Origin of the sequence: Serratia grimesii (assembly GCF_900186025.1) — a bacterium.
GTDB lineage: Bacteria > Pseudomonadota > Gammaproteobacteria > Enterobacterales > Enterobacteriaceae > Serratia > Serratia grimesii.
On sequence record NZ_LT883155.1, the window covers coordinates 1,998,754 to 2,020,194 of the forward strand.

At 51.3% G+C, this 21,441-nt stretch carries 22 protein-coding genes and 1 pseudogene; 8 read left to right on the forward strand and 15 right to left on the reverse strand.

The window, feature by feature from the left end:
* Window positions 1-83 precede the first annotated feature (83 nt).
* From SGBXF1_RS09430 to SGBXF1_RS09440, 3 genes are all read right to left on the reverse strand, one after another.
* Entirely contained in the window at window positions 84-368 is a 285-nt protein-coding gene (locus SGBXF1_RS09430) for a YciI family protein (protein ID WP_186428259.1), read from the reverse strand.
* Between the two features lie 100 nt (window positions 369-468).
* Complete coding sequence (locus tag SGBXF1_RS09435; RefSeq protein WP_037423910.1) at window positions 469-1,389, reverse strand: Kdo(2)-lipid IV(A) acyltransferase; 921 nt, start codon at window positions 1,387-1,389, stop codon at window positions 469-471.
* 455 nt (window positions 1,390-1,844) lie between these two features.
* A complete protein-coding gene (locus SGBXF1_RS09440; protein ID WP_130380206.1) occupies window positions 1,845-2,942 on the reverse strand; it encodes an NADH:flavin oxidoreductase/NADH oxidase in 1,098 nt (365 codons plus the stop codon).
* 209 nt (window positions 2,943-3,151) lie between these two features.
* On the opposite strand from SGBXF1_RS09440, the gene trhO reads away from it, so the two are divergent.
* Entirely contained in the window at window positions 3,152-4,219 is a 1,068-nt protein-coding gene (gene trhO / locus SGBXF1_RS09445; RefSeq protein WP_037423905.1) for an oxygen-dependent tRNA uridine(34) hydroxylase TrhO, read from the forward strand.
* A 141-nt stretch (window positions 4,220-4,360) separates the two neighbouring features.
* Here the strand turns inward: trhO and SGBXF1_RS09450 are convergent, their stop codons facing one another.
* A complete protein-coding gene (locus SGBXF1_RS09450; protein ID WP_037423903.1) occupies window positions 4,361-4,939 on the reverse strand; it encodes a YceI family protein in 579 nt (192 codons plus the stop codon).
* A gap of 23 nt (window positions 4,940-4,962) precedes the next feature.
* Window positions 4,963-5,517, reverse strand: a complete 555-nt coding sequence (locus SGBXF1_RS09455; RefSeq protein ID WP_037423902.1) for a cytochrome b — start codon at window positions 5,515-5,517, stop codon at window positions 4,963-4,965.
* Between the two features lie 426 nt (window positions 5,518-5,943).
* Between SGBXF1_RS09455 and SGBXF1_RS09460 the strand changes: the two genes are divergently transcribed.
* Window positions 5,944-6,996, forward strand: a complete 1,053-nt coding sequence (locus SGBXF1_RS09460) for an AI-2E family transporter (protein ID WP_186428260.1) — start codon at window positions 5,944-5,946, stop codon at window positions 6,994-6,996.
* On the opposite strand, the gene SGBXF1_RS09465 is transcribed toward SGBXF1_RS09460, so the two are convergent.
* From SGBXF1_RS09465 to pyrC, 8 genes and pseudogenes are all read right to left on the reverse strand, one after another.
* Complete coding sequence (locus SGBXF1_RS09465; RefSeq protein WP_186428261.1) at window positions 6,983-7,963, reverse strand: zinc-dependent alcohol dehydrogenase family protein; 981 nt, start codon at window positions 7,961-7,963, stop codon at window positions 6,983-6,985. The genes SGBXF1_RS09460 and SGBXF1_RS09465 overlap by 14 nt on opposite strands.
* A gap of 3 nt (window positions 7,964-7,966) precedes the next feature.
* Window positions 7,967-8,083, reverse strand: a complete 117-nt coding sequence (locus SGBXF1_RS09470; RefSeq protein WP_037423894.1) for a DUF2770 family protein — start codon at window positions 8,081-8,083, stop codon at window positions 7,967-7,969.
* A gap of 134 nt (window positions 8,084-8,217) precedes the next feature.
* The gene (locus tag SGBXF1_RS09475; RefSeq protein WP_037423891.1) at window positions 8,218-8,844 is read right to left on the reverse strand and encodes a helix-turn-helix transcriptional regulator; all 627 of its coding nucleotides are present in this window, start codon (window positions 8,842-8,844) and stop codon (window positions 8,218-8,220) included.
* 224 nt (window positions 8,845-9,068) lie between these two features.
* Window positions 9,069-10,188: pseudogene (gene solA, locus SGBXF1_RS09480) on the reverse strand (N-methyl-L-tryptophan oxidase).
* Window positions 10,189-10,331: 143 nt separating this feature from the next.
* Complete coding sequence (gene bssS, locus SGBXF1_RS09485; protein ID WP_037423884.1) at window positions 10,332-10,586, reverse strand: biofilm formation regulator BssS; 255 nt, start codon at window positions 10,584-10,586, stop codon at window positions 10,332-10,334.
* A gap of 191 nt (window positions 10,587-10,777) precedes the next feature.
* Window positions 10,778-11,056, reverse strand: coding sequence for a hypothetical protein (locus SGBXF1_RS09490; RefSeq protein WP_037423881.1), 279 nt, complete (start codon window positions 11,054-11,056; stop codon window positions 10,778-10,780).
* Between the two features lie 134 nt (window positions 11,057-11,190).
* Window positions 11,191-11,430: a DNA damage-inducible protein I gene (dinI, locus tag SGBXF1_RS09495; RefSeq protein WP_037423878.1), complete on the reverse strand. Its 240-nt coding sequence runs from the start codon at window positions 11,428-11,430 to the stop codon at window positions 11,191-11,193.
* A gap of 80 nt (window positions 11,431-11,510) precedes the next feature.
* A complete protein-coding gene (pyrC, locus tag SGBXF1_RS09500; protein ID WP_061807730.1) occupies window positions 11,511-12,557 on the reverse strand; it encodes a dihydroorotase in 1,047 nt (348 codons plus the stop codon).
* A gap of 224 nt (window positions 12,558-12,781) precedes the next feature.
* On the opposite strand from pyrC, the gene SGBXF1_RS09505 reads away from it, so the two are divergent.
* On the forward strand, window positions 12,782-13,069 hold the full coding sequence (locus SGBXF1_RS09505; protein ID WP_061807729.1) for a putative quinol monooxygenase: 288 nt from the start codon (window positions 12,782-12,784) through the stop codon (window positions 13,067-13,069).
* A 69-nt stretch (window positions 13,070-13,138) separates the two neighbouring features.
* Here the strand turns inward: SGBXF1_RS09505 and rne are convergent, their stop codons facing one another.
* Window positions 13,139-16,468 (reverse strand): ribonuclease E, encoded by a 3,330-nt coding sequence (rne, locus tag SGBXF1_RS09510; RefSeq protein ID WP_186428262.1) that lies wholly within the window; start codon window positions 16,466-16,468, stop codon window positions 13,139-13,141.
* 552 nt (window positions 16,469-17,020) lie between these two features.
* Here rne and rluC point away from each other — a divergent pair.
* Window positions 17,021-17,983: a 23S rRNA pseudouridine(955/2504/2580) synthase RluC gene (gene rluC, locus SGBXF1_RS09515; protein WP_186428263.1), complete on the forward strand. Its 963-nt coding sequence runs from the start codon at window positions 17,021-17,023 to the stop codon at window positions 17,981-17,983.
* 8 nt (window positions 17,984-17,991) lie between these two features.
* Here the strand turns inward: rluC and SGBXF1_RS09520 are convergent, their stop codons facing one another.
* Window positions 17,992-18,573, reverse strand: a complete 582-nt coding sequence (locus tag SGBXF1_RS09520; RefSeq protein ID WP_186428264.1) for a Maf family protein — start codon at window positions 18,571-18,573, stop codon at window positions 17,992-17,994.
* Window positions 18,574-18,714: 141 nt separating this feature from the next.
* On the opposite strand from SGBXF1_RS09520, the gene yceD reads away from it, so the two are divergent.
* The 4 genes from yceD to SGBXF1_RS09540 are packed head-to-tail and all read left to right on the forward strand — an operon-like array spanning window position 18,715 to window position 21,426.
* Entirely contained in the window at window positions 18,715-19,236 is a 522-nt protein-coding gene (gene yceD / locus SGBXF1_RS09525; RefSeq protein ID WP_037423869.1) for a 23S rRNA accumulation protein YceD, read from the forward strand.
* Between the two features lie 16 nt (window positions 19,237-19,252).
* The gene (gene rpmF / locus SGBXF1_RS09530) at window positions 19,253-19,420 is read left to right on the forward strand and encodes a 50S ribosomal protein L32 (RefSeq protein ID WP_004943042.1); all 168 of its coding nucleotides are present in this window, start codon (window positions 19,253-19,255) and stop codon (window positions 19,418-19,420) included.
* Between the two features lie 11 nt (window positions 19,421-19,431).
* On the forward strand, window positions 19,432-20,466 hold the full coding sequence (gene plsX / locus SGBXF1_RS09535) for a phosphate acyltransferase PlsX (RefSeq protein WP_073963455.1): 1,035 nt from the start codon (window positions 19,432-19,434) through the stop codon (window positions 20,464-20,466).
* Window positions 20,467-20,472: 6 nt separating this feature from the next.
* Entirely contained in the window at window positions 20,473-21,426 is a 954-nt protein-coding gene (locus tag SGBXF1_RS09540) for a beta-ketoacyl-ACP synthase III (RefSeq protein WP_037423865.1), read from the forward strand.
* Window positions 21,427-21,441 lie beyond the last annotated feature (15 nt).

Genomic DNA, 21,441 nt, shown 5'->3' on the forward strand with positions numbered 1-21,441 from the left:
AGGGGATGTAAGGAAAATGAAATAAAGTTTTAAAAATAGAATATTGGCAATATTCCGCGCTGTGCGCGCGGAAAAAAGCGTATTTAAAGCCCGGCGAGCAGTTCGAAACCGCTGGCGGTGGTTGAGAGAGCGACATCGGTAATGTCATAGTGGGCAACGGCGTTGAAGGGATCCTGCGCCACAATGGCATCCAATTGCGAACGTTCGATATCTTTTACCAAGATGACACCGCCGGTACGTGGGTTCTTGCGGCCGGAGGCGAGAAAGGTGCCGTCCTGAAAATATTTTTTCAACCAGGCGATATGCCCTTCAAGGTGGCTGTCCACTTCTTCTATCGGGCGGTGGTAGGTGAGGTTAACGATGTACATAACAACTCCAGGATTAGCGGCAAAGACTTACCATCCCACCGTTGCATAGGTTTCTCAAGATCTGCGGTATAAAAAAACCCGCCATGCGGCGGGTTAGTGGTCAGTAGAGTGAAGGCTCGCCTTCCGGCCGGGTTTTGAAGCGGCGATGCAGCCACATGTATTGATCCGGCGCCATCAGGATTTCTTTCTCTACCACTTTATTCATAAAAGCGGCAGCTTCGAGCTCATTATCCAGCGGGAAGTTTTCCACCGCCGGCTGCATAATCAACTCATACCCTTTGGCATCGGGTAAGCGGCGTGGAGTAAAGGGAATAATGGCGGGCTTACCCATTCGCACCAACACGTAGCTGCCCGTGGTGGTAGCGGCTTTTTCCACGGCGAACAGTGGCGCAAACACACTGCTGCGCGGGCCGTAGTCGTGATCTGGGGCGTACCAGATGATGTCACCTTGTTTCAACGCCCGGATCATCCCTTTGACGTCCTTACGGTCCAACATGGATTTGTTGGAGCGCATACGACCCCAGGTTTGCAGCCAGTCCATCAGTTTGTTGTCATGTGGCCGGTAAACACCGATACCCGGATTGTGGATGCCGAATATGCGGGCACCCAGTTCCAACGTCAGAAAGTGCAGACCGATCAGCAAAACGCCCTGATGGTTATCTTTTGCTTTCTGAATATGTTCCAGCCCACTGACCTGGAACCAGCGCTCGATTCGCCAGTTTGGCCAAAACCATGCCATACCGGTTTCAAACAGTCCCATGCCGACAGATTCAAAATTCTGTACAACTAAAGCATCGCGCTCTGCCTGTGGCATGTCCGGGAAGCACAACACCAGATTACGTTGAGCAATCGCGACTCTGCGCTTAAGAAAGCGCATGGAGAAACGACCCAGCGAGGTGCCAAGGCGATAGATAACGGGGTAAGGCAACAAGACCAGCAAATAGAGCAAACCGATGCCGAACCAGGTAAGCCAGTAACGTGGATGCAGTAAAGAGCGATTAAAAGAAGGAACTTGAGTCATGTGTTCTCAGCTTAGAAGCAGTCATTTAACGATAATAACAGAGTAATACCAGGGGCCATCACCCAAAGGCAATTTCGCCAGGTATTCTTTTTCTGCCGTTTATAACCAACTATTGTGACATTTTTCTCGCACAACGTGAAAAGGCACCGCATTAAAACATCATTTTCGGTGATGAATCGATATCAATTGATGAATAATCCGGCGATACCGCTCGAAAGGACAAAGCCTGTCAGCGACAGATGCGTATCATCCCGCGCAATTATTTAGGGGGTATTATGTTGGCATCATGGATAAGCGCGGGGCTTTTGGTCACGGGAACACTGTTAGGGAGCCTTGGCGCACATCTCCAGTTTAACCCTTTGCTGGTTACGGCAGGGATTGTCCTGTTGGCGGGAATAGTGATTTCCGGGTTTACCGAATGCCGGGGGGGACACTGAGCATCCACCCCGGATTTATCAGGCGTTTTTAAACAGGCCTTTTAGCACATGGGGTTCTGAGCGCCAGTATTGCGGTGGCGCGCTGACTTTTTCACCCAGTTTCGCCGCGGCGTGCCATGGCCAGCGTGGGTTATAAAGGATGCCGCGCGCCAGTGCGATCATATCCGCTTGCCCGGTAGCGACAATCGCCTCGGCCTGCTCGGGTTCGGTGATTAACCCGACTGCAATCGTCGGCAAACCGCTTTCTCGCTTGATGGTTTCGGCGAATGGGACCTGATAATTAGGCCCAACCGGGATTTTTTGTAAGGGTGAAATCCCTCCGCTGGAAACATGAATGTAGTCACAGCCTAGCTCTTTCAGCGCTTTTGCCAGCATGACCGATTGCTGCTCATCCCATCCCCCGTCTACCCAGTCACTGGCAGAGATGCGTACGCCGAGCGCCTTATGCGGCGGAAAGACTGCACGCACTTCATTGAAAATCTCCAGCAACAGACGCATGCGATTTTGCAATGAGCCACCGTACTGATCGTTGCGCTGATTGGACAGCGGTGAAAGAAATTGATGCAACAGGTAGCCGTGCGCGCCATGTAGCTCAATCAGTTCAAAACCCAGCCGGTCTGCACGTTTTGCTGATGCAACAAATTGCGCTTTTAATTGTTCAATCTCCTCTAGACTCATCGCCATCGGTTTTTCATCATGTGGGGCAAAGGGCACGGTGGAGGCGGATAGTGTTTGCCAGCCTCCGTTTGCGGCGCTGAGCTGCCCACCGCCAGCCCAAGGCACAGCACAGGAGGCTTTACGCCCTGCATGGGCGAGCTGAATGCCTAACGGCATTGTGGTGTGTTTTTTTACTGCGCTCACCACTTCTGCTAGTGCATGTTCGGTGGTGTCATCCCACAAACCGAGATCGCTGGGTGTGATACGGCCTTCTGGGGCTACTGAAGTGGCTTCCACAATCAGCAGGCCGGCACCGGACAATGACAGGTTGCCCAGATGCATGGTATGCCATTCCGTTGCCTTGCCGTTGTCGGCTGAATACTGGCACATTGGCGCGATGATAATACGGTTGGGCAAATTCAGTTTTCCCAACGTAATCGGGGTAAATAACTGACTCATAATATCCTCCAGGTCCGTGGTAAATGGGGTGTGTAAGATATCCTTAGGCTTATCGGTATTTGTGAACAACGTCAAGTTTTCGCACTCAACCGCGTCAGTGGGTTAATGCTGTGTTGAGCCGGTTTTTCGGGTATTATGTGCGCCGCGCGTGGGCCAGCAGCCTGCGCGCGTTCAAATCAGTCACCTCCCGAAAGACAGGAAAGTACACCATGCCAGTGTTACATAACCGAATTTCTAATGAGGAACTGAAGGCGCGCATGCTGGCAGAAACCGAGCCGCGCACTACAGTTTCTTTTTATAAATATTTCACTATCGACGATCCCAAAGCGTTTCGTGACAGCCTGTATGTCCAGTTCGACAAGCTGAAGGTCTTCGGCCGCATTTATGTGGCAAAAGAAGGCATCAACGCGCAGATCAGTGTGCCGCAAAATAAGTTTGAGGCGTTTAAGGCCGCGCTGTTTGCTTCGCATCCGGCACTGGACCAGGTTCGCCTGAATATTGCTCTGGAAGACGACGGTAAATCCTTCTGGGTACTGCGCCTGAAGGTGCGTGATCGCATTGTCGCTGATGGCATTGATGACGAGAGCTTCAACCCGGCTAACATCGGTGAATATTTGCAAGCCGATCGCGTTAACCAAATGATTGACGACCCGGATACGCTGTTTGTCGATATGCGTAATCACTACGAATACGAAGTTGGTCACTTTGAGAATGCTATCGAAGTGCCTTCAGACACATTCCGTGATCAACTGCCAATGGCTGTCGAAATGCTGCAAGACAATAAAGACAAAAATATTGTCATGTATTGCACCGGTGGTATCCGTTGTGAAAAAGCCAGTGCTTATATGTTGCATAACGGCTTTAAAAACGTCTATCACGTGGAAGGCGGCATTATCGAGTACGCACGTAAAGCAAAAGAGCAGGGACTGCCGCTGAAATTTGTCGGTAAGAACTTTGTGTTTGACGAACGTATGGGCGAGCGGATTTCTGATGATGTGATTGCCAACTGTCACCAGTGCGGTGCTGCTTGTGATACTCATACCAACTGCAAGAATGACGGCTGCCATTTACTGTTTATTCAGTGCCCGAGCTGTGCCGCTAAATTTGAAGGTTGTTGCAGCGAAATCTGCCGTGAAGAGCTGAAACTGCCGCGTGAAGAACAGCGTGCACGCAGAGCAGGTCGAGAGAATGGCATCAAAATTTTCAATAAGTCGAAAGGGTTATTGCAGACCACGATGCACATTCCTGCACCGGAAGATGAAGGCCCAGCGAACTGAGCCTGAAATAAGCGCGGCAGCCTTGCCGCGCTTTATACCCATAATCATCTACATCTGTTTCCTGCACTCCTCCAATCAAGTGACTGTAGAGATTCGCTACGCTTAACGCAGATGCCAGGCTATAACTTGAAGAGACAGGTATTACTTCTCGCGTACGCCTTCCACAGAAATAATCAGCTCTACATCCTGCGATGCCGGGCCGAGATCGGTAGTGATACCAAAGTCTTTCAGCTTGATTTTGCCGTTGGCTTCAAAGCCTGCACGGTATCCACCCCACGGGTCGTTACCCTGGCCGATCAGTTTGGCGTCCAACGTAACCGGCTTGGTCACGCCGTTCAGTGTCAAGTTGCCGACGACCGCATAGCCTTCGCCGTTCTTTTTCACTTCAGTGGATTCAAACTTGGCCTGTTTGTTTTTTTCCACATTCAGGAATTCTGCACTGCGCAGGTGTTTGTCACGCTCAGCGTGGTTGGTATCGACGCTCGCGGTGTTGATTGTGACGTTCACCTTGTCTTTGGACGGATCTTTATCGTCGAAAGTGAAGCCGCCGTCAAAATCCTTGAAGGAGCCGTACAACCAGCTGTAACCCAGGTGCTGGATGCGGAATTCGATAAAGGCGTGCTGACCTTGTTTGTCAATTTTGTAGTCAGCAGCCAGCGCGGAACCGGCGCTCAGCAGCAGTGCACCTGTAGCCAGGCCCAGTACGGTTTTCTTCAACATAGCAATCTCCATAAATCCAAAGGTTAATCGGCGCTGCTACCCAGCATCCGTTTCAACGTAACATCACGATCAACGAAGTGATGTTTAAGCGCAGCCAAACCGTGCAGTACTGAAAGCACTACTACGACCCAGGCCAGGTAAAGGTGAATTGTACCGGCTGTATCGGCCTGTTCCGCCATGCCGGTGACGGTGGCGGGGATGTTGAACCAGCCGAAAACGCTGATGGGTTGCCCATCGGCGGTAGATATCAGGTAGCCACTAATCAGGATGCTGAACAGCACTACGTAAAGCGCCAAATGTGCCAGGATTGCACTTATACGGGTGAAGCGACCATAGCTGGCCAGTGGTTTAGGCGGCGGTGAAACAAAACGCCAGATCACCCGTATCACCATGATGATAAACAGCAACGTGCCGATGCTTTTATGAATTTCCGGTGCCTGGTGGTACCAGACATCATAGTAGCCAAGTGTGACCATCCATAGGCCAAGGGCAAACATGCCGTACACCGTCAGCGCAACCAACCAGTGAATCAGCACAGAGATATGGCCAAATCGGTTAGCCGTATTTTTCCAGAGCATCCTGTTTCCTTACATTCCTCATTTTCTGGCTGCAATAATTAAACTTTAAGAAACATAAAATCAATAATAAATTTCACTATGTTACTTCTTATTAATATTAATCAGTGAATTTGGTTAAGATAGCGATAAGTTAATCAGTGAAATAGTTGAAGTTAATACGTTTTCTCTTAAATTAATTTTTTGTTATGGTTTGAAAGATAACGAATTTATTTATTATTGTCAGCTTTTGTCATTTTGCGTAAATATGACGAGTGTTTTTAACAAATAAACCCTAGTCAAGATTGTCGATTATTTCCAGGTGATGTTTAGAAAAAGGCTGTTTTCTCTCCGAACCGCAATACCTGTGCGGCGCAAGAGCAGAGTTTGCTAACATAACGCGCATCTGGTGGCCTGTTGGGCCAACGCTATTAACGCAAAGGAAATGTCATGGGCCGAACTGAGTTGACCGATCGCAGCCTGCGCCTGGCTATAATGCTGGCAATGGTGGTGATTATTCTCGCGGGTGTCAAAGCAGCTGCGGATGTCGTGGTGCCATTCTTACTGGCGGTATTTCTCGCTATGGTACTGAATCCGCTTGTGACGCAGCTTGAACGCTGGCGGATACCGCGAGCGTTGGGCGTGACCTTGTTGGTGGTGGCCGTAGTCGTCATATTAATGTTGTTCATCGGAATATTGGGTGCATCGCTAAACGAATTTGCCCGTTCGTTGCCGCAATACCGAGGCATGATGATGGAAAAGTTGGGAGAGCTGCAACATTACGCAGATCGCTTCAATATCACCATTTCTACCGAGGCAATGTTGCAGTATGTCGATCCCAGTGCTGCCATGAATATGGTGACCCGCCTGTTGAGCCGTTTCTCAGGGGCAATGACCAATATCTTTCTGTTGCTGATGACAGTGGTATTTATGCTGTTTGAAGTACAACTCTTGCCTTACAAATTACAGCAAGCACTCGATAAACCTAATGAAGGTATTGCCAATATTCAGCGTGCGCTGGATGGTGTCACCCGTTATTTGGTGATCAAAACGGTCATCAGTTTGGCGACTGGCGTTATTGTCTGGGGCTTTCTTGCTGCGGTCGATGTGCGTTTTGCATTTATCTGGGGACTGCTGGCGTTCCTGTTGAATTATATTCCCAATATCGGCTCGGTGATTGCCGCGGTGCCTCCTCTGGTCCAGGCTATGTTGTTTAATGGTTTTGGCGATGCACTGGTGGTGGCTGCGGGCTTTATCGCTATCAACCTGGTGATTGGCAATATGCTGGAGCCACGCGTTATGGGACGGGGATTGGGACTGTCGACGCTGGTGGTATTCTTGTCTCTGATTTTCTGGGGCTGGTTAATGGGGCCTGTGGGGATGTTGCTGTCGGTGCCACTGACCATTATTACTCGTATTGCACTCGAGACCACCGAAGGAGGGCATAAATTAGCGGTGATTCTCGGCGATGGGCAGCCAGGAAAGCAGGTTACTCCGGAGTAAAGAAGACTTTCCCCTGCGTTTTGCTGTCGGCGGCGTGTTGCAGTGCCAGTTTATAGTGTCGCAGGGGATAGATAGCTGCTGGGGGCTGTAGGGTCAGTTGACCACTTCGTACCAGATAAAAAAGCTGTTGGAATGCGGCATGCCACATAGCCAGGGTGGCTTGGGCATTCCACTTGCGCAGATGAAACAGTGAAGTACGTAGCCGCAATTGGTGAGCAATATACTGCCAGTCAACTTGCTGGCCGCTGAGTAATCCCAAGGCAACAAAATCACCTGAAAGGCTCACTGAGCGTGCCAACTCCAAACCGTCCTCGCCACCGATACAGTCGATCGCTGCCCGTGCTGTATGGCCTGTGAGTTGCTGCAACCTGTATTGCTGCAACAAACTCGTTTCGTAGACTCGCCAGGCACCGGCGTTCAGTAACGCCTGCCGATGCGCCGTATTGCGTACGACCACGACCAATTTGATGCCACGCAGTGCTGCTAATTGGCAAAATAGCAGACTTATTGCCGAGCCTCCCGCATTAATCAGCAGGATGTCGCCAGCATTCAGCGACAGCCACTGTGTCAGTAGTACCCAACAGGTAAGTGGGTTGATATAGATTTGTGCCGCACTGGCGTCATCAATATCATCCGGCACCCAGATAACTCTGGCCTTTTCGACTGTGATGAAGGTTTGCCAACTGCCATCACCCATGATTGCCAGCGCCCGTCTGTCGGTAGGGCAACCATGAGAATCGACAACAACTCCCATTCCTTCGTAGCCGGGCACCTGAGGCAGGGCGGTACGATGTGCATATTGTCCGTGTATGGGGATCAGATCAGATGGATTGATCGGTGCATAGTGCATCCGCAAATGCAGGTGATTGGGCTTTTGCGTAGGAATACGAGTCTGTTCCAGATCAAGGACTTGATCTGGAATGCCAAAACGGCTAAAGCACAGGCGCGGAAAGAAAGCAGAAGACATGCGTTAAGGTATAAAGAAGAAATAGACGTCCAGCGCCAATAACACCAGCCATAGACAGATGTACAGCACCAGATGTTCGCGCACGTTGTTGACAATCGCCGACAGTATTTTGTTTAGCATTCTCAGAAGCCACAAGGTAAGGACTGGCAGATTATAGTATTTTTGCGGCCGGCGTTAATACTGTCGAGAGAACAAAGCGTGGGGCAGAAGCATATCTCAAGATTAAAATCAGCCTGCTATGACGCAGGCTCTGGTTATACCGCCAGTAAAGACAGTGGCATTGAGCTGGAAGGTACGCTTGGTGGATAGAAGTAACGCAGTACGTTATACAGTGAATAAAATTCCAGCCGGTTGCGGGCGTTGATTTTTTCTGTGATATGGCGTTTGTGAACGTAGACCGTATGCGAACTGATTTGCAGTTTTTTCGCGATACGGTAATTGGGCATTTCTGCCATCCAATGCTTCATTACCGTCAGCTCTTGCGGGCTAAACAGCGAATGTTCAGCGCTGCAGTCCATCAGTGAGACGGGTTTTTCTCGCATCATGCGTAATGTGACCGGAAGCGTGGCTTTATTGAACAGGAAAGCGTGGTCGGCGATGCGCATTGGCGTTTCGCTGTAGGGATAGGGGGTGTCCAGATAAATAAACAACAGTGCCGATGATGTGGCCTCAATAAAGGCCTGAAGTTGGGCGTCATCTTCGCTATGGCGGCATTGTTTGGTCAGGTTCACCAGAATATGACTTGGCCGGTAGTGGTCTAGCAGGGGGGTAGCCTGTTCAAGGCTATGGCAACATTTTACCTGGGCGAAAACATTGTCAGTAAAATAGTTATCTATCCCGACCCGAGTGAAGCAGCATTCGTCCACGACAAGCAGTTTCATGGTGACGTCCTTGTTGATCGAAGAATTACTATGGCATATCAGCTGTAAAATAGAACTTACACCAGAGCGGATCAATTCGGAAATCCGGATACTTACATCAGAAATTTCCGTTGAAATATTTTTTACAATAAATTTCAGATTGTTATGATGATTTTTGGTTGTAACTGAGGTGCTAAACCGCAGCCCGCACGTGGTGGCGGGCGCGATTGAGTGAAGCGAAGGGGTTAATCAAATCGTTTTAGTGAGAAGGGCAGGATGTCCACGGGGGGCGTTTTGTCTTCAGCAAACAGCGCAGCAATTTCACCTAATACACTGGCAAACTTAAAGCCATGGCCACTCAGGCCAGTGATAACCATTAAGCGATCGCACTCTGGCAGCGTATCGATAATAAAGTCTTCATCTGGGCTCATGTCATAACTGCATGCTTCACCGTGTAAACATACCCCTACACCTGGCAAAAATTGGCGCAGGAAATGGAAAACTTCGGTTCCGTCACTGGCAAAACTGCCAAAAGGTTTGCGCTGTTCAGGCTTATCTATAGGTTGACCACCATCGTGTTTACCCACCTTTAACCCGTCGTTATCGGCAGGGAAACCATAGTAATGATTGCCGTCTTGTGCTTCGACAGTAAAGGCCGGGAACCGGTTATTGATGCTGTAACGGCCATCGGCCTGATGCCAGGAAAACACTTTACGCAGCCGGGTGATAGGTAGCTGTGGTAGCAAAGCGTTTACCCAGGTACCGGTGGTTACTACGGCTTTACGCCCCTGAAAATGGCCTTCAGCGGTAATGACTTCAACCCCTCCGTCGATAGGCTGCACTGCGCTCACTGGGCAATTGAACAACTGACTGCAACCGGCCTCTTTAGCGAGTTTGATCAGGCTAGTGATAGCCTTTTCCGAACGCAGGAACCCCGCATCCGGCTCAAATACGCCGACGTAACCATCCGGCGCATTGAATTCCGGCCAGCGTTGATTTATCTCTTCCGCACTCAGGTTTTGTGTATTGAGACGGAATTTTTGCGCACTGTGCGTGCTGAGCATTACGAATAAACTCAGACTGTTCCGGTCCCATGTTCAACACACCGCAGTCCTGGAACAATTCTTCGCCGGTTTGTTTAATCAGGGCGTTCCATAAGGCTTGGGCGCGTAGAATCAACGGCACATATTTTTCACCTTCGCCGTAGGCATGGCGAATGATACGTGTATCGCCGTGGTGGCTACCGTTACGGTGTGGAGGCATCGCACTGTCTATCATTAATACTTTAAGGCCAGCCCGTGTCGCGTAGTAACCCGCCGCTGCACCTACCGAACCGCTGCCCACAACAATTAAGTCATATTCCACGTGCCATAACCTCTCTGTGACATATCTCTTATGTCGTCATGATAAAAGGTTGGGCGCTGCAATGCACTTGTTGCACGAGTTACAGGCAAAGAAAAAGGCGCCAGAGATAAATGCTGGCGCCTTAGGCTTTTTGGTTCAGTGAATTAGTGTTTTTTACGATCAAGGTCCTGGTAATCCGTTGCTTCAATCTTGGCGATGCCAGCTTCTAAAATATTGATTAATTGGCGTGCGACATCTGTAGTTAGCCAAAGCGTTCTGTCTACTTGGGCGTCTTCGGGTGTCTGGTCTAGTGAAGACAGGTAATGAAGGCGTATCATCATGGCGTCATAAACGTCGACAGTACTGATATCCCAACCAACAAGCGGGTGTGTCTGAATTACTTCATCATTTCTGTCCATAAAGACCCCTTATTGAGTAGTGACTACCGTGAGTGACTAACGAGGATCAATGCGGCTCATCATCATGTGAGCAATTACAGTATACGCATCTGGTTTCGGTGGTGGAGCTTTTCACACCTTCTTTTGCAAAATAAATATTTATTTGAGTGATTATTCTACAGGTTCGCTCGCGAAACACGACAAGCCATGTGCTATGTAATGTCGGGAGGGAGTGAGCCGCCGTGCAGTCGCTTCTCTAGCTCGGAGGCCAGATGGGCGAAGTGCTGCTGTGTTTCGGCATCGCGATTTTGATTTTGCGATTCTAGCTTCAGACTGTGAATCAACAATTGGTTGGCTTTGTCATCAAGACCAAAGGCAAGATAGGAGAATGCAACTTCCAGTACGCTTAAACGTCGTTTTTGATCGGCGATCAGTGCCAGCAGTTCGCCAAATGTCATCGCTTCTTCGTTTTTTACCTTATCCGGGGCCATGTCAAATACCTCCTGTTAAAGCATTCAGTACAGACCAGATAAAGCGTTTCTTCCAGCAGAAAATTACACCGTTTGCCAGACTTCAAATACAAAAAAGCCGGAGAGCGACCCCCGGCAAAAACTACATTGCAGTATTATTCTGCGCTAAACCAGTCGTCAGCACTTTCCCAGGTTTCCTGGAGGATGTCTGCGATCAGGTCTTTATCTGTTTTGAGGCCGCCAAGTACCGAGAGCCCATTAGAGCCGGCATAGCGCACCTGAACCACGGTGTCTGGAAATTGGCGATTGACTCGCTTACTCAGCTCGCCGGTCAGAGCTTCGATGGCCCCTGACGGTAGCGGTTTGGTTTTATCTATAGTGACTTCAACACGCATAATTGCCCCCGAAGCGATTTACTGGATATTTATACAGTTAACCGCGACTGGGGGCAAGAGGCTACGTTAAAAAAAGATTGTTACGCCTTTACTGACCAGTTCAGGCTCTCTCCTGCCAGGAATGGCACAACCGTTTCGTTACCCATCAGGATCTCTTCCGGCTGGGTGGTCGGGACACGTTGCAGTTCGATAAAATCGGCATTGACCGGCAAACCATAAAAACGCGGGCCGTTCAGTGAGCAGAATGCTTCCAGATGCTCTAGTGCGCCCAGTTGTTCAAATACGCTGGCGTAGGCCGGGATGGCGTTAGGAGCATTGAATACACCCGCACAGCCACAGCTTGATTCCTTACGGTGTTTGGCATGTGGGGCTGAGTCGGTACCGAGGAAGAAGCGCTCTGAGCCGCTGGCAACGGCTTTGCGCAATGCATCCTGATGAATGTTGCGTTTGAGGATAGGCAGGCAGAACAAGTGCGGACGGATACCACCAACCAACATGTGGTTACGGTTAAACATCAGGTGCTGCGGGGTGATGGTGGCACCAAGGAATCGATTGCCTTCCTGCACATATTGAGCCGCTTCTTTGGTGGTGATGTGCTCGAAAACGATTTTCAGTTCTGGGAACTGTTGGCGAATAGGCTCCATAACCTGCTCAATAAAGCGAGCCTCACGATCGAAAATATCAACAGCGGCATCGGTCACTTCACCATGAATCAGCAGTGGCATGCCGATTTTCTGCATTTGTTCGAACAGTGGGTAGATGGCCTTCACATCGCTGACACCGTGGCTGGAATTGGTGGTGGCATTGGCAGGATACAGCTTGGCAGCAGTGAACACACCTTGCTCGAACCCAGTGACCAGTTCGGTGGCGGCCAGCGAATTCGTCAGGTAGCAGGTCATCAGTGGAGTGAAGCTATGTCCCTGTGGGACGGCAGCCAGAATGCGGTCGCGATAAGCGCGCGCGGCATCGACGGTCGTAATTGGCGGAGCCAGGTTCGGCATCACAATCGCCCGGCCAAAGACCTGACTGGTATAGGGCAAAACCGTTTTCAGCATGTCATCATCACGCAGATGGATGTGCCAGTCGTCAGGGCGGCGGATTTTCAGGGCTTGAGGTTGTGCGGTCATGTTGCAAGGCTCCGGCGGTTAGAAACGGGTCTACATAAAAGCGAATAATGAGGGTTATTCACGCCGGGGTGTAAGGATAAGCTGAAAGCGCTTGCGATGCATCTGTTTGTTCACAGCAAGTTGAAATCAATTGGCTATCGGGCGCATAGTGGGAGAGATTTTTATGATACCCGGGTGAGAACTACTCGGTAATCAACGTTAATCATGTGGAATGGGAGAAAAAAATGGAAGTGCGAGTGATTGCCACCCTACAGGCGAAGCCTGAATTTGTATCCGCCGTCAGCGATGCGGTGCATGCGATTATCGAACCAAGCCGTCAGGAGTTGGGCAACCTGCAATATGATTTGCACCGTGAGTTGGAACAGCCGGGCACCTTCGTCTTTTTTGAACGCTGGGCAAGCGAAGAAGCGCTGGAAAAGCACAATGCCACCGAGCATTTTAAGCAATTTGTCAGCCAGCTTGATGGCAAGCTGGAGTTGCTGGATATCAAACGCTTGAAGAAAATTGCCTGAGCCGATTTTGTTGCAATAAAAAACCCGCCGAGTGGCGGGTTTTTTTATCGGAGCAGATTGCGTTAATCGTTAATCGTTAACCGGCTGCGGTTTGGTTGCCGGTGCAGTGGCTTGGTTTGCCGCCGCATGGCCACCGGCTGAACCTTTACCTTCGAAGTTGAAGGAAGGGCGCTGCCAATCACTGCGTTGCTGCTGTTCCGGCACATAATCCGGCGCAGGAGCCTTGGTCATTGGTGCCGTTGCGATATGCTTATACAGCGGTGCTGGTTGCTGTTGTACAACAGGCACTTTCTCTTCAGCAACGGTCTGCACAGGTTCGGCTGCAATGACCGGCTCTGCGGACACTGACACTGGCACAACAATCGTGTCTTCAGCAACGGTTACAGCCGTTTCAACTACCGGCGTTTCTTCTACCACAGGGGCAGTTTCAACAGCTGGCGTTTCTTCAACTACCGGTGTGGTTTCAACAACAGTCGCTTCTTCTACGGCAGGCGCTTCAACCACAGGTGCTGCTGTGATTTCTTCAGCCTGAGCAGCGATCATCGGCTCAACGGCTTCATCAACCGGCTGGGCTTCTTCTTCAACTACTGTAGTCACAACGTCTGTTGCGCTAACGGCTTGTACGGCTGCTTCAACGACCGCTGGTGCGGCTACGCTGGCGGCTTCCGGTGCCATCACATTGTCAGTAGCGATCTCGATAGCTTCAGCTTGAACTTCCGCTTCTTCAATCACTTGTGCCGCTTGTGTGACAGGGTAACTTACCCAAACCTTGCCTGAAGCCATTTCCGGAGAGGCGAAAGCCCCTGTCAATGGCATTGGCGACTGAGTCGGGTAACGCTCATCACGGTAACGGCGACGACGTTGACCACTGACGCGCAGATGGCGAGGAGAGCGACGTGAGCGGCGTGGCATGCCGTTTTCGCCGTTAGCACGGTTGTCACCTTGCGCATCATCTTCGGTCTGTTCAAGGGTTTCTGGCAGCAGTTTAACGCTGTCTTCAACATGTGCAGATGGGACAGACTTCACTTCAGCTTTTGCTACTGGCGCTTTAGGTGCCAGTAATTCTTCAGCTGCGCGATGCAGTTCTTCTTCCGCAGACAATACACGAACTTTCTGTGGCAGATTACGACGCTGACGGCGCTGCATGTTCTGCATCTGACGTTCTTCGAGATCTTCGTCATTGCTGTTGCTGGCAGTGGTAGTTTCTACGCTTTCGAGCGCTGCCACTTCCTGCTGAGCTTGACGTTTTTCTTCCTGACGACGACGCTGACGTTCGGCACGTTGGTCACGGCGCTGTTGCTGTTCTTCACGCTGTGCCTTGGCGGCTTCTTCAGACTGCGGCTCATCGACCGGTGCAGAAGCTTGTGGTGCATTGCGACGGTTACGACGCTGCTCATCACGCACTTCACGTGTCTCACGGCCTTCGCGGTTTTCACGCGGCTCACGATTATCACGGCCATCGCGATCGCGGTTGTCACCACGTTCTTTACGCTCGCCACGTTCTGGACGGTCGCTACGCTCACCGCGTTCTTTACGGCCGGTACCCTGACGACGTTGACCACGACGATCCTGGCGGCGGTTTTCACCGTTACCTTCTTGTTTCGGCGCTTCAACAACCGGTTTGACTTCGACAACGGGTTGTTCTTCACCGGCAAACAGGGCTTTCAGACCACCGAACAGACGGCCCAAGAGACCCGGCTTAGCGGCAGCTGGTGCGACGTGCTTGGTTGCAGCAGCAACGGCGACGGTAGACTTAGCCACTGCCGGTTCTTCAGCCGGTGGTGGTGCGTCAGCAGCCAGAGAGAACGAAGCCAGTGCTGGTTGCTCTGGACGCTTACGTTCCATTGGCACATCTTCCAGCGGCTGAGCCATTTCTTCTTCGTGCAGTTTCGGCAACAGATAGCTCAGGGTTGGTGTCTCTTCACCCTTACGTACGCGCAGCACAGAGTAGTGCGGGGTTTGCATTTGATCGTTCGGCACGATGATCGCTTTCACGCCACCCTGACGTTTCTCGATCGCGCTCACCGATTCACGTTTTTCGTTCAGCAGGTATGAAGCAACCTGAACTGGCACGATAGCGTGAACTTCTTTGGTATTTTCTTTCAGCGCTTCTTCTTCGATCAAACGAAGAATGGACAGTGCCAGTGATTCGTTATCACGGATGGTGCCGGTGCCATTACAGCGTGGGCAGACGTGATGGCTGGACTCGCCTAACGACGGGCTGAGGCGCTGACGCGACATCTCAAGCAGGCCGAAACGGGAAATGCGACCGATTTGGATACGTGCACGGTCTTGACGTACTGCATCACGCAGGCGGTTTTCCACTTCGCGTTGATGACGAACCGGGGTCATATCGATAAAGTCGATAACGATCAGACCACCAAGGTCACGCAAACGTAACTGACGTGCGATCTCGTCTGCGGCTTCCAGGTTGGTGTTGAATGCCGTTTCTTCGATATCGCCGCCGCGAGTTGCGCGTGCGGAGTTGATATCGATAGCGGTCAATGCTTCGGTGGAGTCGATAACAATCGAGCCGCCGGAAGGCAGGCGCACTTCACGCTGGAAAGCGGATTCGATTTGAGATTCGATTTGGTAGTGGCTGAACAGAGGGATTTCACCGCTGTACAGTTTGATTTTGCTGCTGAAATCCGGGCGACCCAAGGCAGCAATGTGCTCTTTGGCCAGATCGAGAACTTTTGGATTGTCGATCAGGATTTCGCCGATGTCTGGGCGCAGATAGTCGCGGAATGCACGCACGATAACGTTGCTTTCCTGATGGATCAGGAAGGGGGCAGCGCGGCCTTCAGCAGCTTTTTTAATGGCTTCCCAGTGCTTCAGGCGGAAAGACAGATCCCACTGCAACGCATCGGCAGATTTGCCAACGCCAGCGGTGCGAACGATCAGGCCCATACCATCAGGCAGTTGCAGGGACGAAAGCGCTTCTTTCAATTCGGTGCGATCATCACCTTCGATGCGGCGTGAAATACCACCGGCACGAGGGTTGTTCGGCATCAGTACCAAATAACTGCCGGCCAAGCTGATGAACGTGGTTAAGGCGGCGCCTTTGTTGCCACGTTCTTCTTTATCAACTTGAACGATCACTTCCTGGCCTTCGCGCAGCACATCTTTGATGTTCGGGCGACCATGAGAAGAGTAATTACTTGGGAAGTATTCGCGGGCGATTTCTTTAAGAGGGAGGAAACCATGTCGTTCGGCGCCGTAATCAACGAACGCTGCTTCAAGACTTGGTTCTATACGAGTGATTTTACCTTTGTAAATATTCGCTTTTTTCTGTTCATGACCCGGACTTTCAATATCCAAATCATACAGCCGCTGTCCATCTACGAGGGCAACACGCAACTCTTCCTGCTGAGTTGCGTTAATCAACATTCTTTTCATCTTAACTTACTCGTTATTTTTACATTATCGACAAAGCTGCGGGCAAAATAACCTCATGGCCGGATTAAAACCGAAAACCCCGTGTCTTCTCGCAAAGCCGTCAACCTCACGGTTGTCGCCTGCATAGGGGCGCATTATCTCGGTAAGCCTGTCTTTCTTTGTGAAAAACAGCACTTTTACTAGGGGAATAGCCTCTGATTTACGTCGACAGATCTGATTCCGTTTGCCGGCCAAGCTGCAACCCGCAGCCCGCTAATTGTTTGATTTCACATTACGTCTTACGCCATTGCTGCGTTTTTGTGCCATCAGACAAATTTTATAATTCCACAGTTTTCCCTGTTTAACGAGAATCAACGTGGAAAGTAAACACATTATTCCACTGCTGATACGGTTATAGCAAGGTGACTTTTCCTTAACTGCGGAAGAAATCGCAAACGTTCAAACCGGCTTGCTGCCTTATTGTCCGCCAGTGTTTCACCCACAGTCAGAGAGACAGTTAAGCACATAAAAAGAAGTGGCGCTATTTACGCGCTCTATTTAGAATCCTGCTCCATGAAAACGAACATTCCTGCAGTACAATTAATCACGATTTCCGAAGACGAAGCTGGTCAACGAATCGACAACTTTCTGCTTGCTCGCCTTAAAGGCGTGCCGAAGAGCATGATTTATCGCATCGTCCGTAAAGGCGAAGTGCGGGTCAATAAGGGACGCATTAAGGTTGAATATAAACTGGCACCTGGCGACATCGTGCGTATACCGCCTGTGCGGGTCGCTGAGCGTGAAGATGCGCCGGTTTCCGCCAAGCTGGATAAAGTCGCCGCATTGGCAGATTGCATCCTGTATGAAGATGATCATCTGCTGTTGCTGAACAAACCCTCCGGCACTGCGGTGCACGGTGGTAGTGGCCTGAGCTTTGGCGTGATCGAAGCTCTGCGTGCGTTGCGCCCGGAAGCGCGCTTCCTGGAGCTGGTGCACCGTTTGGACCGCGATACCTCGGGCGTGCTGCTGGTGGCAAAAAAACGTTCTGCACTGCGCTCCTTGCATGAGCAACTTCGCATGAAAGGGATGCAGAAGGATTATTTGGCGCTGGTACGCGGTGAGTGGCAGTCGCATTGCAAAGCGGTGCAGGCACCGTTGCTGAAAAACATTCTGCAGAGCGGTGAACGCATCGTGCGTGTCAGCAGCGAAGGCAAGCCGTCGGAAACCCGCTTCAAGGTGGAAGAGCGCTTTGAGCATGCGACGCTGGTCAAGGCCAGCCCGATCACCGGGCGTACCCACCAGATCCGCGTTCACGCGCTGCACGCCGGACATCCGATAGCCTTTGATGATCGCTATGGCGATCGTGAGTTCGATCGCCAATTGGCGGGCACCGGGCTTAAGCGCCTGTTCCTGCATGCCGTTGCGCTGCGTTTCGAACATCCAGGCACTGGCGAGACGATGCGTATCGAAGCGCCGATGGATCAAGAGTTGCGCCACTGCCTGCAGGTATTGCGTAAGCAGTCTAAAGCCCAGTAAACCGTATTTTATGCCAGCGGGTTGATACCTTCAGCCCGCAGCATCTCCAGCAATGCAATCAGCGGCAGGCCGATCAGCGCATTCGGATCCCGTCCTTCCAGTTTGTCGAACAATGCGATGCCCAAACCTTCACTTTTAAAACTGCCTGCACAGTTGAGCGGTTGCTCAAGGCGCACATAGGTGGTGATTTCAGCGTCGCTTAGTGTACGAAAATGCACATGGAAAGGCTCACACACGGCTTGAAGGTGGTTACTGCGGCTGTTGTATAACGCCAGGCCGGTATAAAACGTGACCGTTTTACCGCTGGCCTGACGTAACTGTGCCCGGGCGTTGTCCTCGGTGTGGGGTTTTCCGGTGATTTTTCCGTCGATCACGCAGACCTGATCGGAACCGATAATCAGCGTGTCAGGGTAGGCGAGGGCCAATGCCTGTGCCTTCGCCGCCGCCAATCGTAGCACCAACGCCTCTGCGTTTTCGCCGGATAGCGGGGTTTCATCGATGTGGGGTGCGGCACAGATAAAAGGCAGATGGAGCTTTTCCAGCAGCATCTTGCGGTAGGCCGAGGTGGAGGCAAGGAGTAGTCTCTGCATAATTTTTTTCGTAAACCGTAGCGTAAATAGAGTGGGCATTTTAAACTGTCCGCCGCTGAGGAAGCGAATATTGGTGAAAGGTGCCGTTTTACGGCCTTTTTCTTTGACTCTATGTCGTTACAAAGTTAATATGCGCGCCCTATGCAAAAGGTAAAATTACCCTTGACCATTGATGCGGTACGTACCGCTCAGAAACGTTTGGACTATGTTGGGTCCTATTCGCCTGAGCAGGTTACACGTGTCGCCGCCTCTGTGGTCAGTGTGGACAGTGATGTTGAGGTCTCGTTATCTTTTAATATTGATAACCAGCGCCTCGCGGTGATAACAGGGCATGCGGACGTCCAGGTAATGCTGATGTGCCAACGCTGTGGAGTTCCGTTCGAGCATCATGTACACACAACATATTGTTTTAGCCCGGTCGTCAATGATGAGCAGGCTGAGGCATTACCGGGAGCGTACGAGCCGATCGAAGTCGATGAATTTGGCGAAGTTGATCTGCTGGCAATGATTGAAGACGAAATTATTCTTTCACTGCCTGTCGTCCCGGTACATGAATCTGAACACTGTGAAGTGTCCGAAGCGGACATGGTCTTTGGCAAACTGCCTGCAGAGGCGGAGAAACCAAACCCATTTGCCGTATTAGCCAGTTTAAAGCGTAAGTAATTAAGGAGTAAGGTCCATGGCCGTACAACAAAATAAACCAACCCGTTCCAAGCGTGGCATGCGTCGTTCACACGATGCCCTGACCACCACCACTTTGTCTGTTGATGCGACTTCCGGTGAAACTCATCGTCGTCACCACATCACTGCCGACGGTTTCTACCGCGGTCGCAAGGTTATCGGCTAAGTAGCGGTACCTTGACTCGTCTAACCCTGGCGTTAGATGCAATGGGCGGGGACTTCGGTCCCTGCGTCACAGTGCCTGCTTCATTGCAGGCACTGGCCTCTAATTTACAGCTTCATCTTCTGCTGGTCGGCAATCCCGACACCCTCTCTCCTTTACTTGCCAAAGCCGATCCAGTTCTTCTGGAACGTTTGCAAGTCGTGCCCGCTGAATCAGTGATTGCCGGCGACGCCAAACCCTCACAAGCGATACGTGCCAGCCGTGGTACTTCTATGCGCATTGCGCTGGAACTGACCAAAAATGGTGATGCGCAGGGCTGTGTCAGCGCGGGGAATACCGGCGCGTTGATGGGACTGGCGAAAATGCTGATTAAGCCGCTGGACGGCATTGAACGCCCCGCACTGATGACGGTGATTCCGAATCAGCTAGGCGGTAAAACCGTAGTGCTGGATCTTGGAGCTAATGTCGAATGCGACAGCACCATGTTGGTCCAGTTTGCGGTGATGGGCGCGGTGATGGCCGAAGAGGTCGTGGGGATTGCGCAACCTCGTGTGGCGCTGCTGAATATTGGTGAAGAAGAAACCAAAGGCCTGGATAATATCCGCGAAGCGGCAGTCGTGCTAAAAAATACTCCGGCAATCAACTATATTGGTTACCTGGAAGGCAACGATCTTCTCACCGGTAAAACCGATGTGATGGTTTGCGACGGCTTTGTGGGTAACGTCACCCTGAAAACCATGGAAGGGGTGGTAAGAGTCTTTTTATCGCTGCTGAAATCATCCGGAGACGGTGGCAAGCAGGCGTGGTGGTTAAAATTGTTAGGCCGTTGGTTGCAAAAACGGGTGGTAAAGCGGTTCGGCCACCTGAACCCCGACCAGTATAATGGCGCATGTCTGTTAGGATTGCGCAGCACCGTAATCAAGAGCCACGGCGCTGCGAACCCACACGCGTTTGCAGTTGCAATCGAACAGGCTGTGCAGGCGGTGCAGCGGCAAGTCCCTGACAGGATTGCTGCGCGCCTTGAAGCTGTATTACCTAAGAGTGACTGATCGTACATGTATACAAAGATTCTCGGTACGGGGAGTTATTTACCCGTACAAGTGCGCACCAACGCTGACCTAGAAAAAATGGTGGATACCTCTGACGAGTGGATCGTCTCACGTACGGGTATCCGTGAACGCCGTATCGCCGCTGCTGACGAAACCGTGGCGACGATGGGCTTCCATGCGGCTGAAAAAGCGCTGGAAATGGCTGGTGTGGCTAAAGAAGACATCGGGTTGATCGTAGTGGCTACCACTACCTCGAGCCACGCATTCCCAAGTTCCGCCTGCCAAGTGCAGCAGATGCTCGGCATTAAAGACTGTGCGGCGTTCGATCTGGCTGCAGCTTGTGCCGGTTTCACCTATGCGTTGAGTGTCGCCGATCAGTACGTTAAGAATGGCGCAGTTAAACATGCACTGGTGATCGGCGCGGATGTGCTATCGCGCACATTGGATCCGCAAGATCGCGGCACTATCATCCTGTTTGGTGACGGTGCAGGTGCAGTCTTGCTGGGTGCCTCAGAAGAGCCAGGCATTCTTTCGACCCACCTGCATGCCGACGGCAGCTACGGTGGCCTGTTGACGTTACCGTTCAAGGATCGTCAGGAACAGGACAAACCGGCTTACGTGACTATGGCCGGTAATGAAGTATTCAAAGTTGCGGTGACCGAGTTGGCCCACATCGTTGATGAGACGTTGCAGGCTAATAATCTGGATCGCAGCGCGCTGGACTGGCTGGTACCGCACCAGGCCAATTTGCGCATTATCAGCGCAACGGCGAAAAAACTGGGTATGGGGCTGGATAAAGTGGTAGTGACGCTCGATCGTCACGGTAACACTTCTGCCGCCTCTGTCCCTGCAGCGCTCGACGAAGCGGTGCGTGATGGGCGGATCCAGCGCGGCCAACTGGTGCTGCTGGAAGCCTTTGGCGGCGGCTTTACCTGGGGCTCGGCGCTGGTTCGTTTCTGATTAACAGGAAGAAAA

Excerpts from the sequence above, each read along its gene's own strand:
- rpmF (WP_004943042.1), top strand. The coding sequence starts at position 19,253 with ATGGCCGTACAACAAAATAAACCAACCCGTTCCAAGCGTGGCATGCGT.
- SGBXF1_RS09505 (WP_061807729.1), top strand. The coding sequence starts at position 12,782 with ATGGAAGTGCGAGTGATTGCCACCCTACAGGCGAAGCCTGAATTTGTA.
- SGBXF1_RS09430 (WP_186428259.1), bottom strand. The coding sequence starts at position 368 with ATGTACATCGTTAACCTCACCTACCACCGCCCGATAGAAGAAGTGGAC.
- rne (WP_186428262.1), bottom strand. The coding sequence starts at position 16,468 with ATGAAAAGAATGTTGATTAACGCAACTCAGCAGGAAGAGTTGCGTGTT.
- SGBXF1_RS09540 (WP_037423865.1), top strand. The coding sequence starts at position 20,473 with ATGTATACAAAGATTCTCGGTACGGGGAGTTATTTACCCGTACAAGTG.
- SGBXF1_RS09455 (WP_037423902.1), bottom strand. The coding sequence starts at position 5,517 with ATGCTCTGGAAAAATACGGCTAACCGATTTGGCCATATCTCTGTGCTG.
- bssS (WP_037423884.1), bottom strand. The coding sequence starts at position 10,586 with ATGGACAGAAATGATGAAGTAATTCAGACACACCCGCTTGTTGGTTGG.
- SGBXF1_RS09520 (WP_186428264.1), bottom strand. The coding sequence starts at position 18,573 with ATGCAGAGACTACTCCTTGCCTCCACCTCGGCCTACCGCAAGATGCTG.
- SGBXF1_RS09490 (WP_037423881.1), bottom strand. The coding sequence starts at position 11,056 with ATGGCCCCGGATAAGGTAAAAAACGAAGAAGCGATGACATTTGGCGAA.
- SGBXF1_RS09475 (WP_037423891.1), bottom strand. The coding sequence starts at position 8,844 with ATGAAACTGCTTGTCGTGGACGAATGCTGCTTCACTCGGGTCGGGATA.
- yceD (WP_037423869.1), top strand. The coding sequence starts at position 18,715 with ATGCAAAAGGTAAAATTACCCTTGACCATTGATGCGGTACGTACCGCT.
- SGBXF1_RS09450 (WP_037423903.1), bottom strand. The coding sequence starts at position 4,939 with ATGTTGAAGAAAACCGTACTGGGCCTGGCTACAGGTGCACTGCTGCTG.
- SGBXF1_RS09440 (WP_130380206.1), bottom strand. The coding sequence starts at position 2,942 with ATGAGTCAGTTATTTACCCCGATTACGTTGGGAAAACTGAATTTGCCC.
- SGBXF1_RS09465 (WP_186428261.1), bottom strand. The coding sequence starts at position 7,963 with ATGTCTTCTGCTTTCTTTCCGCGCCTGTGCTTTAGCCGTTTTGGCATT.
- SGBXF1_RS09460 (WP_186428260.1), top strand. The coding sequence starts at position 5,944 with ATGGGCCGAACTGAGTTGACCGATCGCAGCCTGCGCCTGGCTATAATG.
- trhO (WP_037423905.1), top strand. The coding sequence starts at position 3,152 with ATGCCAGTGTTACATAACCGAATTTCTAATGAGGAACTGAAGGCGCGC.
- SGBXF1_RS09435 (WP_037423910.1), bottom strand. The coding sequence starts at position 1,389 with ATGACTCAAGTTCCTTCTTTTAATCGCTCTTTACTGCATCCACGTTAC.
- SGBXF1_RS09470 (WP_037423894.1), bottom strand. The coding sequence starts at position 8,083 with ATGCTAAACAAAATACTGTCGGCGATTGTCAACAACGTGCGCGAACAT.
- rluC (WP_186428263.1), top strand. The coding sequence starts at position 17,021 with ATGAAAACGAACATTCCTGCAGTACAATTAATCACGATTTCCGAAGAC.
- pyrC (WP_061807730.1), bottom strand. The coding sequence starts at position 12,557 with ATGACCGCACAACCTCAAGCCCTGAAAATCCGCCGCCCTGACGACTGG.
- dinI (WP_037423878.1), bottom strand. The coding sequence starts at position 11,430 with ATGCGTGTTGAAGTCACTATAGATAAAACCAAACCGCTACCGTCAGGG.